Annotated in this window: 13 protein-coding genes and 1 riboswitch; of the genes, 2 read left to right on the top strand and 11 right to left on the bottom strand. The window is 65.4% G+C overall.

Annotation, left to right across the window (positions count from 1 at the left end):
* Positions 1-30 precede the first annotated feature (30 nt).
* From IGX34_RS13935 to IGX34_RS13890, 10 genes are read right to left on the bottom strand one after another with little or no spacing between them, the layout of a single operon-like run.
* Positions 31-756 carry an adenosylcobinamide-GDP ribazoletransferase gene (locus IGX34_RS13935; protein ID WP_192556425.1) on the bottom strand — a complete coding sequence of 242 codons (726 nt, stop codon included), beginning with the start codon at positions 754-756 and terminating at the stop codon, positions 31-33.
* Positions 753-1310, bottom strand: coding sequence for a histidine phosphatase family protein (locus IGX34_RS13930; RefSeq protein ID WP_192556327.1), 558 nt, complete (start codon positions 1308-1310; stop codon positions 753-755). The genes IGX34_RS13935 and IGX34_RS13930 overlap by 4 nt, the downstream gene beginning before the upstream one ends.
* On the bottom strand, positions 1307-2353 hold the full coding sequence (cobT, locus tag IGX34_RS13925) for a nicotinate-nucleotide--dimethylbenzimidazole phosphoribosyltransferase (RefSeq protein ID WP_192556326.1): 1047 nt from the start codon (positions 2351-2353) through the stop codon (positions 1307-1309). Before cobT ends, IGX34_RS13930 begins: the two co-directional genes overlap by 4 nt.
* A complete protein-coding gene (gene cobU / locus IGX34_RS13920) occupies positions 2353-2871 on the bottom strand; it encodes a bifunctional adenosylcobinamide kinase/adenosylcobinamide-phosphate guanylyltransferase (RefSeq protein ID WP_192556325.1) in 519 nt (172 codons plus the stop codon). The genes cobT and cobU overlap by 1 nt, the downstream gene beginning before the upstream one ends.
* Entirely contained in the window at positions 2871-4331 is a 1461-nt protein-coding gene (locus IGX34_RS13915) for a cobyric acid synthase (RefSeq protein WP_192556324.1), read from the bottom strand. The genes cobU and IGX34_RS13915 overlap by 1 nt, the downstream gene beginning before the upstream one ends.
* Entirely contained in the window at positions 4328-5311 is a 984-nt protein-coding gene (gene cobD / locus IGX34_RS13910) for a threonine-phosphate decarboxylase CobD (protein WP_192556323.1), read from the bottom strand. The genes IGX34_RS13915 and cobD overlap by 4 nt, the downstream gene beginning before the upstream one ends.
* Positions 5304-6227 carry an adenosylcobinamide-phosphate synthase CbiB gene (gene cbiB / locus IGX34_RS13905; RefSeq protein ID WP_192556322.1) on the bottom strand — a complete coding sequence of 308 codons (924 nt, stop codon included), beginning with the start codon at positions 6225-6227 and terminating at the stop codon, positions 5304-5306. Before cbiB ends, cobD begins: the two co-directional genes overlap by 8 nt.
* Entirely contained in the window at positions 6224-7516 is a 1293-nt protein-coding gene (locus IGX34_RS13900; RefSeq protein ID WP_192556321.1) for a cobyrinic acid a,c-diamide synthase CobB, read from the bottom strand. Before IGX34_RS13900 ends, cbiB begins: the two co-directional genes overlap by 4 nt.
* A complete protein-coding gene (gene cobO, locus IGX34_RS13895; protein ID WP_192556424.1) occupies positions 7513-8115 on the bottom strand; it encodes a cob(I)yrinic acid a,c-diamide adenosyltransferase in 603 nt (200 codons plus the stop codon). Before cobO ends, IGX34_RS13900 begins: the two co-directional genes overlap by 4 nt.
* Before the next feature lie 23 nt (positions 8116-8138).
* The gene (locus IGX34_RS13890) at positions 8139-8717 is read right to left on the bottom strand and encodes a hypothetical protein (RefSeq protein WP_425598796.1); all 579 of its coding nucleotides are present in this window, start codon (positions 8715-8717) and stop codon (positions 8139-8141) included.
* Between the two features lie 100 nt (positions 8718-8817).
* A riboswitch (cobalamin riboswitch) is annotated at positions 8818-9038 on the bottom strand.
* Positions 9039-9334: 296 nt separating this feature from the next.
* On the opposite strand from IGX34_RS13890, the gene IGX34_RS13885 reads away from it, so the two are divergent.
* Both IGX34_RS13885 and IGX34_RS13880 read left to right on the top strand, forming a co-directional pair.
* Positions 9335-11806 (top strand): TonB-dependent receptor plug domain-containing protein, encoded by a 2472-nt coding sequence (locus IGX34_RS13885; protein WP_192556320.1) that lies wholly within the window; start codon positions 9335-9337, stop codon positions 11804-11806.
* Between the two features lie 131 nt (positions 11807-11937).
* Positions 11938-12480 carry a hypothetical protein gene (locus IGX34_RS13880; protein ID WP_192556319.1) on the top strand — a complete coding sequence of 181 codons (543 nt, stop codon included), beginning with the start codon at positions 11938-11940 and terminating at the stop codon, positions 12478-12480.
* Between the two features lie 83 nt (positions 12481-12563).
* Here the strand turns inward: IGX34_RS13880 and clpB are convergent, their stop codons facing one another.
* The gene (gene clpB, locus IGX34_RS13875) at positions 12564-15146 is read right to left on the bottom strand and encodes an ATP-dependent chaperone ClpB (RefSeq protein WP_192556318.1); all 2583 of its coding nucleotides are present in this window, start codon (positions 15144-15146) and stop codon (positions 12564-12566) included.
* Positions 15147-15261 lie beyond the last annotated feature (115 nt).

Genomic DNA, 15261 nt, shown 5'->3' with positions numbered 1-15261 from the left:
AGCAGGAGGGATTTCAACTGCACGACGCCCTCAACGCACCGTCAAGGCCACCAGCACGGCCACCTCGATCAACTCCGTCAGCGCACCCGCGGTATCGCCGGTGATGCCGCCAAGCCGCTTCACGCAGGCGCCGCGCCATAGCATGAACACCACCGCAGTCACGCCCAGGGCGACCACGCCGTGCCAGCGCCCAAGCAGACAAAAGCCGGCGCTGATGGCGATCGCCACCGCACACGCATTGCGCGGCGCGCTCGACAGCGCCGCGCCCAGGCCGCCGCCGCGCACATACGGGGTGGTTAGAAACAAGGCGGTCAGACTGGCCCGAGCCAGCAGCGGCGCCAGGATCAGCTCCGACCACGGCGCCGGATGCAGGCTGGCGATGGCACCGAATTTCAGCAGCAGCGCCAGCACGATCGCCAACACGCCGGCCGGCCCGCAGCGCGGGTCCTTCATGATCGCCAGGGTTTTTTCGCGGTCGCCCAGGCCGCCGATCCAGGCGTCGGCGCTGTCGGCCAGCCCGTCCAGATGCAAGGCGCCGGTCAGCACCGTCCACGCGGTGACCACCAGCCCCGCGGTGAGCAGCGGCGGCGTATCGCGCAACAGCCAGGCCAAGACACCCAGCAACAGGCCGATCAGCAAGCCGACCAGCGGATACCAGACCAGTGAAGCGGAACGCGCACGCGTATCGTCGAACGCGCCCGGGGGCACCGGCAGGCGCGTCAGAAAACCCAGCGCGACCAGCAGCCCGCGCATCAGACCGCCACCGCATTGCGCCATGCCAGGGGATGCAGCGAGGCATGCGGCACGTCGATGCCGGCCATGTCGCCGTAGCTTCGTTGTTCGGCCAGACAGCGCAGCAAGCGAATCGCGCCTCCATGAGTGATCACCAGTACGCGCTGGTCCCTCGCCGTGGCGGCCAGATCGTCCAGCGCAGCAGTTAACCGATCGCGGAAGGCCTGGAAAGTTTCCGCGCCGGGCGGCGGACACGCGACCGGATCGGCCCAGAAGCGCCCCAGGGCATCGCCCTGCTCCTGTGCAATGCGCTCGATCGGCACGCCCTGCCATGCGCCGAAATGGTATTCGGCCAGACGCGCGTCCAACTGCAGCGGCAACTGCCGTGCGGCGGCGAGTTCCTGCGCAAAGGCGGCGCAACGCTGCAGGCTGGAAGACACGATGCGATCCCATGCACGGCCCTGCACCGCCGCGCGCAATTGCGCCCAGCCCTGCTCGCTCAAGGCATCGTCCAGTTGACCACGATAACTGCGCTGACCGGTGTCGCCATGGCGCAGCAGTTCCAGTTGCACGCTCATGCGTTCGACACACCCGCCTGGGCAAAAGTGGCCATGCCGTTATGCAGCGCGCAGGCCAGGCGCAGCAGCGGCACGGCGGTGGCCGCGCCGCTGGCTTCACCCAGGCGCAAGCTCAGATCGAGCAGCGGCTCGGCGTCCAGCGCCTGCAACAGGCGCGCGTGGCCATGCTCCTTCGAGCGATGTGCAAACAACAGCCACGCACGCACTTGCGGCTGGATTGCCACCGCGGCCAGCGCAGCGGTGGTGCTGATGAAGCCATCCACCAGCACCGGCAGGCCCGCCTGGGCCGCGGCGATATACGCGCCGGTCAGCGCGGCAATCTCGAAACCGCCGAGCCGGCGCAGCCGTTCCGCTGCGGTGACCGCATCGGCGTGCTGCGCCAGCGCGCGCTCCAGCACACTCACCTTGTGGCGAATGCCTTCGGCATTGAGACCGGTGCCGGCACCGGCCAGGCGCGACGGCGGCTCATCCAGCAAGGCGCAGGCCACGGCGGTCGCCGCGGTGGTATTGGCGATACCCATTTCGCCGCCGATAAAAAGTTGCGCCCCGGCGGCCTTGGCCGCGCGCACGCTGTCAGCGCCCGCCGCCAGCGCCGCGGCGAACTGCGCCTCGCTCATCGCCGGGCCGAGGCAAAAATTCGCAGTCGACGGCGCGATGATCGCGCGGCGCACGCCGGGAATGTCGCCCGGGTCGTTGACCGTGCCCAGGTTGACCACTTCCAGCTGCGCGCCAAGGCTGCGCGCCAGCACGCTGATCGCTGCGCCGCCGGTGGCGAAATTGCGCACCATCTCGCCGGTGACCACTTGCGGAAACGCCGATACGCCCTCGTCGGCCACGCCATGGTCGCCGGCAAATACGCTGATCCACACCTGCTCCACGGCAGGATTCGGCACGCGCTGCAGCGCGGCCAGCTGGATCGCCAGCGACTCCAGCTGACCGAGCGAACCCGGCGGCTTGGTCAATTGCGTCTGGTGCGCGCGCGCCGTATCGGCGATGGCGGCGTCAGGAGTAGCGCAAGGCGCGCCCAGCCAATCGAGACTCATCACAAGGTTCCCTTCAAGACCATAGGCAGGCCGGCAGCGACGAACAGTACGCGTTCGCTCGCGGCGGCCACGGATTGATGCAGGCGTCCGGCTTCGTCGACGAAACGGCGCGTCAAGGCGCCCATCGGCACGATGCCCAAGCCTACCTCGTTGCTGACCAGCACTATCTCGCCGGGCAATTGCGGCAGCACTTCCAGCAGCGCATCGCGTTCGCGCTCGACGCATGCCGCATCGGCCGCACCGAGCAGGTTGCTCAGCCACAGCGTAAGACAATCGACCAGCAGGCAGCGGCCCGCGCGTGCATGCGTGCGCAATACCGCGGCCAGCCGTAACGGTTCTTCCACGCAGATCCATTCGGCCGCGCGCCGCGCGCGGTGGTGCGCGATACGCGCCGCCATTTCCGCATCGCCCGGCTGCGCGGTGGCCACGTACATCACTTCCAGCCCGCTCGCGCCGGCCATGCGTTCGGCCAGTGCGCTTTTGCCGGAGCGGGCGCCACCGAGAATCAGGGTACGCATCAGGCAACTCCCAACCAGGATTTCAGCTGCGCGGTATCCAGATGCTGTTCGACCGCATCGGCCAGCCGCTCGATGCTAGCTTCGCGCAGCGCGTGTACGTCGAGCGTGACCGCATCGTGCAGACCGGCCCATTGCAGCAGGGCGTGCAATGCCTGCGGATCGTCGAACACGCCGTGCAGATACGTGCCCACGATCTGGCCGTCCGCCGATAGTGCCCCATCGTTGCGGCCGCCGTCGAGCCGAGCAAACGGCGTGGCCAGTGCGGGGCCGTAGCTAACGCCGCAGTGAATTTCGTAGCCATGCACGTGCGCGTCGCCGAAGCTCAGGCGACCGCGCGTGCGATGCAACTGCTTGCCCAGCTCCAGCGTCGTTTCCAGATCCAGCCATGCCAAGCCGTCGCTGGAACCGGCGACGCCCTCGATGCCGAGCGGATCGTGGATCGCCCGTCCCAGCATCTGCAAGCCGCCGCAGATGCCGATCAGCTTGCCGCCATAGCGCAGATGCCGCGCAATCGCCCTATCCCAGCCTTGCGCACGCAGCCAGGCCAGATCCGCGCGGGTGGATTTGGAGCCCGGCAGGATGATCAGGTCGCAGGCAGGCGGCGCCTCGCCCGGACCAAGCAGGTGCAGGTCCACCTGCGGATGCGCACGCAACGCATCGAAATCGGTGTGATTGCTGATCCGCGGCAGCGCCGGCACCACCACGCGCAACCGCGCATCGGGCTTGCTGTCGCGTACACGCGGCAACGCATCTTCCGCTTCCAGTTGCAGCCCATGCAGATACGGCAGCACACCCAGCACCGGCTTGCCGGTTTCGCGTTGCAGCCAGTCGAGTCCCGGTTGCAGCAAGGCGATATCGCCGCGAAAACGGTTGATGACGAAGCCGACCACACGCGCACGCTCGCTGGCCGAGAGCAGCGCCAGCGTGCCGACGAGATGTGCAAAAACACCGCCACGGTCGATGTCGGCAATCAGGATCACCGGACAATCCACCGCCTCGGCATAGCCCATATTGGCGATGTCGCGATCGCGCAGATTGATCTCGGCCGGACTGCCTGCACCTTCCACGATCACGGCCTCATAGGCATGCGTCAGGCGTCGATGCGACGTCATCACCGCCTCGAAGGCGTGGCGCTTGTAGCTGTGGTAATCGCGCGCATCCATCTCGGCCACGGCATGTCCGTGCACGATCACCTGCGCGCCGGTGTCGCTGTTGGGCTTGAGCAGTACCGGATTGAAATCCACTCGCGGTTCCACGCCGCAAGCCTGCGCCTGCACCGCCTGTGCGCGACCGATTTCGCCGCCGTCGACCGTTACCGCCGAATTCAAGGCCATGTTCTGCGGCTTGAACGGCGCAACCCGCACACCGTGCCGCCGTGCCCAGCGGCATAGCGCCGTCACCAGTGCGCTCTTGCCCGCATCAGAAGTGCAGCCTTGCACCATCAGCACATGCGCGCTCACTGCAACACCTCGCTGAGCGCCGCATCCAGGCGCCGGAAAGCCGCTTCATCGGGCAGCAGGCCGAAGCGCAGACTGGGCGGCGTATCGAACAAGCGGGTAAGAATGCCACGCCTGGCCAGCGCGCGATGCACAGCCGCGGCATCATCGCGGCGGCACCACTGGAACAGGCCACAGCCGGCGGTCGGCCCGAGCGCATGCCTGGCCAGCAATGCCGACAGCAGGCGGCTGGCAGTATCCAGGCGCATACGCGCCGTGATCTGCCAGTGGCGATCGGCCAGCGCCTGCCGCAATACGTAGCGGGCCGGTCCGCTCAACGTCCACGGCCCGAGCTTTTCCCGCAATGCATCCAGCAGCGGCGAAGCCGCGCAGACGAAGCCGGCGCGCGCACCGGCCAGGCCGAAGAATTTGCCGACCGAACGCAGCACGATCAAGCCCTCGCGCTCGGTATACGCACACACGCTGTGTTCCGGCGTGACATCCATAAACGCCTCGTCGACCACCAGCCAGCCGCCACGCGCCGCTAGTTCGGCATGCATGCGCAGCAGATCTTCGACGCGGAAGCGCTCGCCGCCAGGATTGTTGGGATGGATCAACACCAGTACATCCCAGCGCGCCAGATCCGCCAGCAATAGTTCGGCCGATGCGAGCCGCACATCGTGACCGGCGCGTTGCCAGGCCTGGGCATGTTCGGCATAACCCGGCGCGATCACGCCCACCCGCGATGCGTGGCGCAGCTCAGGAAGTGTCTGGATCGCCGCCTGCGAACCAGCCACCGGCAGCAGCTGCGGTGCCTGGTAATAAGCGCGCGCAGCTTCGAGCAAGCCGTCGTCGTCCTCGGGCAGGCGTTGCCAGACTGCCGCCGGAATGGACGGCACCGGCCACGCGAACGGACTGATACCGGTAGAAAGATCCAGCCACTGCTCCAATGCAATGCCGTATTCCTGCGCCGCGCGCTGCAGGCGGCCGCCATGTTCAAGCATGCATGCCACCAGCGTGCATCGAGGCACTGAAAAGCAACGCGAGCAACAGCCACAGCAGCACGCCGCGACGCACCAGCGCCAGCGCGCGGTCGATCGCGACGGCATCGGGCAGATCGCCTTCACCAAGTTCCGGCCGTGCTTCCCACACGCCGTGATACGGCGCGGCACCGCCCAGGCGTACCCGCAACGCACCGGCGCCGGCGGCCATTACGGGACCCGCATTGGGGCTGTCCCACTGCGCCGCCTGGCTGCGCCAGCAACGCATGGCCGCCGTGAAATGCCCGCACAAGGCGTAGCTAAACGCGGTCAGCCGTGCCGGCACAAAATTGAGCACATCGTCGATGCGCGCCGCCGCCCAGCCGAAATGCTCGTAGCGCGGCGTGCGATAGCCCCACATCGCATCCAGCGTATTGGCCAGCCGGTACAACAAGGCGCCCGGTGCGCCGAGCAACGCGAACCAGAACAGCGCGCCGAAGACCGCATCGTTGCCATTCTCCAGCACCGACTCGGTTGCCGCTGCGGCCACCTGGCCGGGATTGAGTGCGGCGGTATCGCGGCTGACCATGCGCCCGACGGCGTGGCGCGCATCGTCCAGTTGATCGGCCGCTAGCGCGCGCGCCACCGGCTGCGCATGTTCGCCCAGGCTGCGCAGGCCGATCGCCAGATACAGCACCACCACCGCCACGCACCATGACGCCCATGCCGGCAGCAGCCACTGCAATGCGCCCAGCACGATCACCCACGGCAATACCGCCAGCGACCACGCCAACACACCCGCAATGCGGCGGTCGCCATACAAGCGGGCTTCGATCGCATTAGCCATGCGCCCGAACAGCACCAGTGGATGCAGGCCGCGCGGCTCGCCCAGCCACGCGTCCAGCGCGATCGCCGCGCACATCGCCAGCGCCGTGCTCATGGCAGGAACAGCTGCATGGCCGCCACCGGATTCGACGGAAAATAAAAATGCATGAAGCTAGCGGTAAGGCGCCGATCGCGATACACCGCTTCCTCGCACGGGCCGCCATTCGGATTGGCCGCATGGACCAGCGGCGACGCCTCGATCACCGCCTTGGCGTGATGGAAACTGTGGCCACGCAAGGTCCCTTCCGGCAGATCGACCGCCTGCATGCCCAGCGCCACCAGACGCGCCTGCATGGCGGCGTGCCCGGGCAGCAGCCCGGCCATCGGTGCTGCATGACCGGCGTGATCGGCCAGCGTATCCAGTGCAAACAGCAAGCCGCCGCACTCGGCCAGGATCGGTTTGCCCGCATCGCGATGCGCACGCAGCGCCGCGTGCAACGGCTGCTGGCGTGCCAGCGTTTGCAGATGCAATTCCGGATATCCACCCGGCAGCCACACCGCATCGCAATCGGGCAAGGTATCGCCCGCCAGCGGCGAGAAGAACGACAGCCGCGCCCCCGCCTGCTCCAGCAGATCGAGATTGGCCGGATACACAAAACAGAACGCCGCATCGCGCGCCACCGCAATGCGCCGCCCTTGCAGCAGCGCCGGTACCGGCGACGACGCAACCGGTTCGAACGCCACCGCCGGCGGCAATGTGGTCGCGGCATGCCGGGCCCAGGCGTCGGCCAGGGCATCGAGGCGTTGCTCGATATCCGCCAACTCGGTCGCCGCCACCAGGCCAAGATGACGTTCCGGCAACGCCAGCGATGCATCGCGCGGCAGTGCGCCCAGCCAATGCAGGGACGGCGGCAGGCTCTGTTGCAGCAGTTGCGCGTGATAAGCGCTGCCGATGCGATTGGCGGCCACGCCGTGAAACGGCAGTCCGTCGCGATACGAAGCCAGTCCGCAGGCCAGCGCACCGAAGGTTTGCGCCATCGCCGAACCGTCGATCACCGCCAGCACCGGCAGGCCCAGCTGTTGCGCGAGGTCGGCGCTGGAGGGCTCGCCGTCGAACAGACCCATCACGCCTTCGACCAGGATCAGGTCGGCCGATCCGGCCGCAGCAAACAAACGCGCACGCACATCCGCTTCACCGCACATCCACAGATCCAGCTGATACGCCGGCGTGCCGGCCGCACAGTGCAGCAGCATCGGATCGAGAAAATCGGGACCGGTCTTGAACACCCGTACGCGGCGGCCTTGGCGACTATGCCAGCGCGCCAGTGCCGCGGTGACCGAGGTTTTGCCCTGGCCGGATGCAGGCGCGGAAACCAGCAGCGCCGGACAATGCCGCGGTGTCACAACTCCACGCCTTTCTGCGCCTTGATGCCCGCTTCGAATGCATGCTTGACCACGCGCATCTCGCTCACCGTATCGGCCACCGCAACCAATCCATCCGGCGCGCCGCGTCCGGTGATCACCACATGCTGGCGCGGCGGCCGCGCAGCCACCGCGGCAAGCACTTGCTCAAGCTGCACGTACTGCTTCACCAGGGCGATATTGAGTTCATCCAGCAGCACGAAATCATAGTCCGGATCGGCCAGCATGCGCGCGGCGATCGCCCACGCCGCCTGCGCAGCGGCGATGTCGCGGGTCTTGTCCTGGGTCTCCCAGGTAAAGCCCTCGCCCATCACGTGATAGTCGAGCAGCTCGCCGCCGCATTGGCGGAAAAATGCTTCTTCGCCGGTGGAAAACGTGCCCTTGATGAATTGCACCACGCCGCAGCGCAAGCCATGGCCCAGCGAACGCGCCAGCATGCCGAAGCCGGAGGAGCTCTTGCCCTTGCCGTTGCCGGTATTCACCACCAGCACGCCACGGTCGATGGTGGCGCGCTCGATCTTGCGATCGACCAGTTCCTTCTTGCGCTGCATGCGCTCGCGATGACGCTCTTCGGGCGTCATCGCATCGCGTGGCGTTGACTCGCTCACGCGCGCACCTGCGCGGCGCCGGCACCGGCCAGGCGTTGCAGGACGGCATGCAGCAGCAGTGCCACGGCCACATAGGAAAGCGTGGTGCGCACGAACAGCGGCCCCCATTGCCACAGGCGCTGCAGGTATTCGGCCATATGCGGATGCGCGTAGCGCCCGCCCAGCCAATAGAAGGAACCATTGGAGATGGCGAAGCACAGCACCGCGCAGACAAACGCCACCCCGAATGCCCCCAGCAGGGAACGCCAGCTGCCGGTCAATTCCTGTGCATACAGGCGACCGCCGTACCAGAGCGCGGCATACGCCAGCGGCAGGAAGGCATAGGCCGCGGTCATGCAGAAATCGCTGATGCCGGCGTAGTGGATCGACACTTCGTCCAGCACTACCGCCAGCACCAGAAAGAACCCGAAGACCAGATGGCGGCGCAGATACAGGCCCCCGAGAAAGAACACCGCCATCGATGCGTCCGGCAGATGCAGCGCATCGCCGAAGTGCTTGAAGCGGGTGGTCACCATCAACAAGGTCAACAGCACGAACAGACCGACGGTGATCGATCGGGGCAAGGATCTGGTCACGACAAACTCTCCTTCACACAGTGGCACGCTGGCCGGTAGGACAGGTGAAGGAGCATGGCACCGGCTGCGGACGCAGCGGTTTCCGAGCTGGCCCTCCGCCGTCCGGTCAATGCTTGGGGCCGGTCTCCGGGCTTGCGAGCGAAGGATGGCCTTCCGATCCCCGCCTTCCCGTGCCTGGGCACAGTGGCGAGATGGGGATCGTGTTGCTCGCCTACCGTTGCGGGGGCAGCTCCGGCATGGCCGCCCGCAGGGCGGCGTCACCGGATTCCCGTTTCAACCGCCGGCAGCAGGCCGGCAGTCACCTCAGGCCCGCGCATCTTAGTGCCTGCCTCCAGACCCGCCTAGGGGCTGCCGGCGACGACACCCCCTACACATTGCCTATACGCTGCGCGAACGCATGCTCCCATCCAGGCGGGGCAGCCGGTGAACGCGTCCTGCCCGCTTCGCCGGCCCGTGGGCGGCCCGCAGCCCGCCGTAAACATGCAAGTAAATGTATGTTCAATATGGATATTCCCATTCGGACTTTTAGACGCCCAAACATCGATTGTCGCGGGGTCCGATTGTCACTAACCTGAAATTGTTGCGCAGCAGCAATTACGCTAGGGGAAAGTCCGCCAATGAAAAAAACCAAGATTCGTTTCGATCACGCCGTCACCGCACCGCTCACCGTTGCCATCCTGCTTGCCCTCGCCACCACGGCCGCGGCGCAGGACACCTCGCAGAACCCACCCCCACCCGCCAATGCCAAGAATCTGCAGGCCGTGATCGTCACCGGCACGCGCGCGCAGAACCGCACCGACAGCAGCTCGCTTTCGCCGATCGACGTGGTGCCGGCCAGCGCCCTGCAAAGCACCGGCACCAGCGAACTGTCCACCGCGCTGGCGCGGCTGATTCCCTCGCTGAACTTCCCGCGCCCCGCCGCCACCGACACCACCGATTCGCAGCGCCCTGCGCAGTTGCGCGGCCTGTCGCCGGACGAAGTGCTGGTGCTGGTGGACGGCAAGCGCTGGCATACCAGCGCCATGATCAATACCGACGGCACCATCGGCCGCGGTTCGGCGCCGGTGGACCTCAATACCATTCCGCTCTCGGCCATCGACCATATTGAAGTGCTGCGCGACGGCGCCTCGGCGCAGTACGGCTCCGACGCGATCGCCGGCGTGATCAACATCATCCTCAAACATGGCGCGCAGGGCGGTTCGGTGGAACTGGACGGCGGCAAGTACCAGCGCGGCGGCGGCAAGCAGTGGCAAGGCTCGGCCAACTTCGGCATTCCGCTCGGCGGCGACAAGGGCTGGCTGCGCATCAGCGTGGACGACGGCCACCAGGATCCGACCAATCACGGCGGCGTGGACGTGCGCTATCCACAGCTGGGCGAGAAACAGGTGTTCGGCGATCCGTCGGTCAGCCAGCACAACGTATTTCTCAACTCGCAGTACGACATCACCAAGAACATCCAGTTCTACGCCTTCGGCAGCTATCACGAGCGCGATGCGATTTCCGATGAGCTGTACCGCAATCCCTATGGCTACCCCTCCTCGGTGTCGGCAGGGCTGAAGGCGCTGTATCCCGACGGCTATCAGCCGCTATTGCAGGCGCACAGTACCGACCAGGCCCTGGTCGCCGGCGTGCGCGGCACCACCGACAGCGGCTGGCGCTGGGATGCGAGCGCCAACTACGGCGGCAACCGCGTCTCGCTCGATACCATCCACAGCGCCAACTACGCCTTCCTGCACGACTTCGGCTACACCCCGACCAGCTTCTTCGACGGCGTGGTGTCGTCCGCGCAGCAGGCGGCCGACCTGGATATCGCCAAGGACTTCTCGCTGAGCTGGCTGCCCAATCCGGTGACCCTGGCCTTCGGTGCGGAATATCTGCGCGACACCTATCGCATCAGCGCCGGCGACCCGGATTCCTATTACGTCGGCACCTCGGGTGTCAGCGGCGGCTCGCAGGGCTTCAGCGGTTACAGTCCGGTCAACGTCGGCTCGTGGAGCCGCAGCGACATCGCCGAATACGTGAGCCTGGAAACCAATCTCACCGACAAGCTCGGCACCTCGTTCTCGGTGCGCCACGAGGACTACAACGATTTCGGCAACACCGTCTCCGGCGCACTGGCCGCACGCTACGACTTCACCGACCGCTTCGCGCTGCGCGCCAGCGCTTCCACCGGTTTCCGCGCGCCGTCGCTGGCGCAGGAAGACTATTCGCAGATCGGTTCGCTCTATCTCACGCCCAGCAATACCGGGCCGGGCGTGGCGCCGGGCATTTACCAGACCGGCTTGTTGCCGGTCGGCAATCCGGTGGCGCAGCTGTTGGGTGCTCAGGCGTTGAAGCCGGAGAAATCGCACAACTTTACGGTCGGCGCGGTGTTCAATCCGATCGATCCGCTGACCATCACCTTCGACGTCTACCAGATCCAGATCTACAACCGCATCGTGCTGTCCAACACGCTGAGCGGCCTGAACCAGCCGGCAGTGGTCGCCTACCTGGCCGCGCACGGCATTACCGATGTGGCGTACAGCTCCGCGCAGTACTTCACCAATGCGGTAAACACCAAGACCCAGGGCGGCGACCTGGTCGCCAGCTATCGCTCCGATTTCGGCAATGCGGGCGTACTCGACAGCACGCTGAGCTACAACTACAACCGCAGCCAGGTCACCGGCGTGGCGCCCAATCCCACGCAGCTGGATGCGCTGGGGCTGCAACTGCAGCGCGTAAGCTATCGCGACATCCGCGGCCTGCTGGCCAATTCCACGCCGCGCAGCAAGCTGATCTTCAACGAGAACTACACGGTGGGCCACTGGGCCTTCAACGGCAACCTCACCCGCTACGGCAGCTTCACCGCGTACAGCAATTCTTCTTATCTGCTCAATCAGGTATTCGATCCGCAATGGGTGCTGGACCTGGCCGGCAGCTACAACCTCGACAACTGGACCTTCACGCTCGGCGTGGACAATGCCACCAACAGCTATCCGGACAAGGTGATTGCCGCCAACAACACCAACGGCACCATTCCTTATTCAGAATTTTCCCCCGACGGCTTCAATGGGCGCTACTATTACACCAAAGTGATCTATCACTGGTGATTTGAGACCCACTGCCAAAATCCTGCGATGCATCGCATCGAACATCCCGGCTCCGGCCGGGATTTTTTTTGCGCGTTCACAGGCCACGGCAACGAACGTCCATGCGTGTACCCCCACCCGGAGACACGCTTATGCCCAAGACCGTCAACAATCCGCCCGCACTGATCCCGCAACAGGCGCCGGGCTGGTGCTTTGCCGCCGCGGAACAGATGGCGCGCAATTTCTACAACCGCCCCGCGCGGACGCAATACGACATCGCGCGCCGCATCGTGATCGCGCTGGTCGATATCCCCGATCCCGACACCTATGACGACTGGCTGGCCGCGACGCTCTACGACGAGGCCAACGGCCTGGAGGAAAACAACGGCGCCAACCTGCAAAGCGCGCGTGTCCAGCTGGTTCGCAGCCGCTGGGGCGCAGTCAACTACAACGACATCGGCGGCTACATCGCAAACAACTACGGCCCGCAGGATTTCCGCGACGATATCGATCGCAACAAGATCATCATCGGCAACGCCAACCATTTCTTCGTGGTCTACGGCTATGAGGACGCTGGCGACTTCACCCTGTTGCTGCGTGATCCGTGGCCCGAGAACGTGGGTGGACGCCAGCAGAGCGTGCGCTACAACACTTTCACCAACTGGAACGACCGGCAGGTGATCCGCTTCAACTGACGGGTCATGCGTGCTGCGCGGTCAGACGCGTTCCCGAGCTTGCCAACAAGCAGCCCCTCTGCCGCGACAGAGGGGCTGTGGGTTCAACGCTGCCGGAAGGTAAGGTGCCCCTGCTCCGCACCGACCTCGATGGTCGCACCCGGCGCGAAACGCCCTTCCAGGATTTGCTTCGCCAGCGGGTTTTCCAATTGCTGCTGGATCGCACGCTTGAGCGGACGCGCGCCGTACACCGGATCGAAACCGACATTGCCCAGCAGGTCCAGCGCCTTGTCGCCGATCTCCAGTTTGAGCTGGCGCTCGGCCAGGCGCTTTTCCAGATAGGCCAGCTGGATGCGCGCGATGGCGCGGATCTGGTTTTTCCCCAGCGGCCGGAATACCACCAGCTCGTCCAGGCGGTTGATGAACTCCGGACGGAAATGCGCCTGCACCACGCCCAGCACCGAAGCCTTCATCTGCAGGTAGTCGGCTTCCGAATCGCCGGCCTGTTCCTGGATCAGCTGCGAGCCGAGGTTGGAGGTCATCACGATCACGGTATTGCGGAAATCCACCGTGCGGCCCTGGCCGTCGGTGAGGCGCCCGTCATCGAGCACTTGCAGCAGGATGTTGAAGACATCCGGATGCGCCTTTTCCACCTCGTCCAGCAGGATCACGCTGTAGGGACGGCGACGCACCGCTTCGGTGAGATAGCCACCTTCCTCGTAGCCCACGTAGCCCGGAGGTGCACCGATCAGGCGGCTGACCGAGTGCTTCTCCATGAACTCGCTCATGTCGATGCGCACCATCGCATCCTGCGTATCGAACAGGAATTCGGCCAGCGCCTTGCACAGTTCGGTCTTGCCCACGCCGGTGGGGCCCAGGAACAGGAACGAACCGTAGGGACGATTCGGATCGGACAAGCCGGCACGCGCACGGCGGATCGCATCGGATACCGCGCGCACCGCTTCCTCCTGGCCGACCACGCGATGGTGCAGCGCGTCTTCCATATGCAGCAGCTTGTCGCGCTCGCCTTCCAGCATCTTGCTGACCGGAATGCCGGTCCAGCGCGATACCACCTCGGCGATTTCCTCCTCGGTGACGCGATCCTGCACCAGCTTGAAATCCTGCTGCTCGGCCGCCTGTGCGGCAGCGAGCTGCTTTTCCAGCTCAGGCAGCTTGCCGTACTGGATCTCGCTCATCTTGGCGTAGTCCTGCCGGCGCTGCGCCGCTTCCAGCTCCAGCCGCGCGCGCTCGATCTGCTCCTTCACCTTGGTCGCACCCTGCAGCGCAGCCTTCTCCGATTTCCATACCTCGTCGAGGTCGGAGAATTCACGCTCCAGCTTGCCGATATCCGTCTCCAGGTCGGCCAGGCGTTTCTTCGATGCTTCGTCAGTTTCCTTTTTCAGCATCTCGCGCTGGATCTTCAGCTGGATCAGGCGCCGCTCCAGGCGATCGAGTTCTTCCGGCTTGGAATCGATCTCCATGCGGATGCGCGAGGCGGCCTCGTCCATCAGGTCGATGGCCTTGTCCGGGAGCTGGCGGTCGGTGATGTAACGATTGGACAGGGTGGCGGCAGCGACAATCGCCGGGTCGGTGATTTCCACGCCGTGATGCACTGCGTAGCGTTCCTTCAGCCCGCGCAGAATCGCGATGGTGTCTTCCACGCTGGGCTCGCCCACGAACACTTTCTGGAAGCGGCGCTCCAGCGCGGCATCCTTTTCGATGTATTTGCGGTATTCGTCCAGCGTGGTGGCGCCGATGCAGTGCAGCTCGCCGCGCGCCAGCGCGGGCTTGAGCATATTGCCCGCATCCATCGCGCCATCGGCCTTGCCGGCGCCGACCATGGTGTGCAGCTCATCGATAAACAGGATGATCTGGCCTTCGTTCTTGGCCAGGTCGTTGAGCACCGCCTTCAGCCGCTCTTCGAATTCGCCGCGGAATTTCGCTCCGGCGATCAAGGCGCCCATGTCCAGCGCGAGCACGCGTCGATCGCGCAGGCCTTCGGGCACTTCGCCCTTCACGATGCGCTGCGCCAGGCCTTCGACGATCGCCGTCTTGCCCACGCCCGGCTCGCCGATCAACACCGGATTGTTCTTGGTACGACGCTGCAGCACCTGGATGGTGCGGCGGATTTCCTCATCGCGGCCGATCACCGGATCGAGCTTGCCGTTCTCGGCGCGAGCGGTGAGATCCACGCAATATTTTTCCAGCGCCTGACGCTGTTCTTCGGCGTTTTCGCTCTGCACTTTCTCGCCGCCGCGCAGCTTTTCGATTGCGGCATCGAGGTTCGCCTTGTTGGCACCTGCGGCTTTCAAGGCGGCACCGAGCTCGCCTTTGTCTTCCAGCGCCGCCAGCACAAACAGTTCGCTGGCGATGAACTGGTCGCCGCGCTGCTGCGCCAGCTTGTCGGTAAGGTTGAGCAGGCGCGTCAGCTCGTTGCCGGCGTGGATATTGCCCTCCTGCCCGCTGACCTTGGGCAGGCGATCGAGCAGTTCGGTGACGCGCTGGCGCAATGCCGGCACATTCACCTGGGCCTGGGTGAGCAGCGGGCCGGTGGAACCGCCCTGCTGATCGAGCAGGGCCGCCATCACGTGCACCGGCTCGAGCATGTTGTTATCGCGTCCCACCGCCAGCGATTGCGCATCGGCAAGCGCCTGCTGAAAACGCGAAGTGAGTTTGTCCATTCGCATCGAGGTATCCCCAAAGAGGTTTGGCGGACACGCCGCCACTGGCCGAAGAGATGCGGACAGCGCCCCGCGATTCAAGCGGATCCGGGGTTAATCGCGTGTTGGATATTAAGCAAAG

It is taken from the genome of Dyella acidiphila (genome assembly GCF_014863405.1).
Classification (GTDB): Bacteria; Pseudomonadota; Gammaproteobacteria; order Xanthomonadales; family Rhodanobacteraceae; genus Dyella_B; species Dyella_B acidiphila.
Note: the sequence above shows the minus strand (reverse complement) of the source record. Positions and strands in the feature narration are given on the sequence as shown.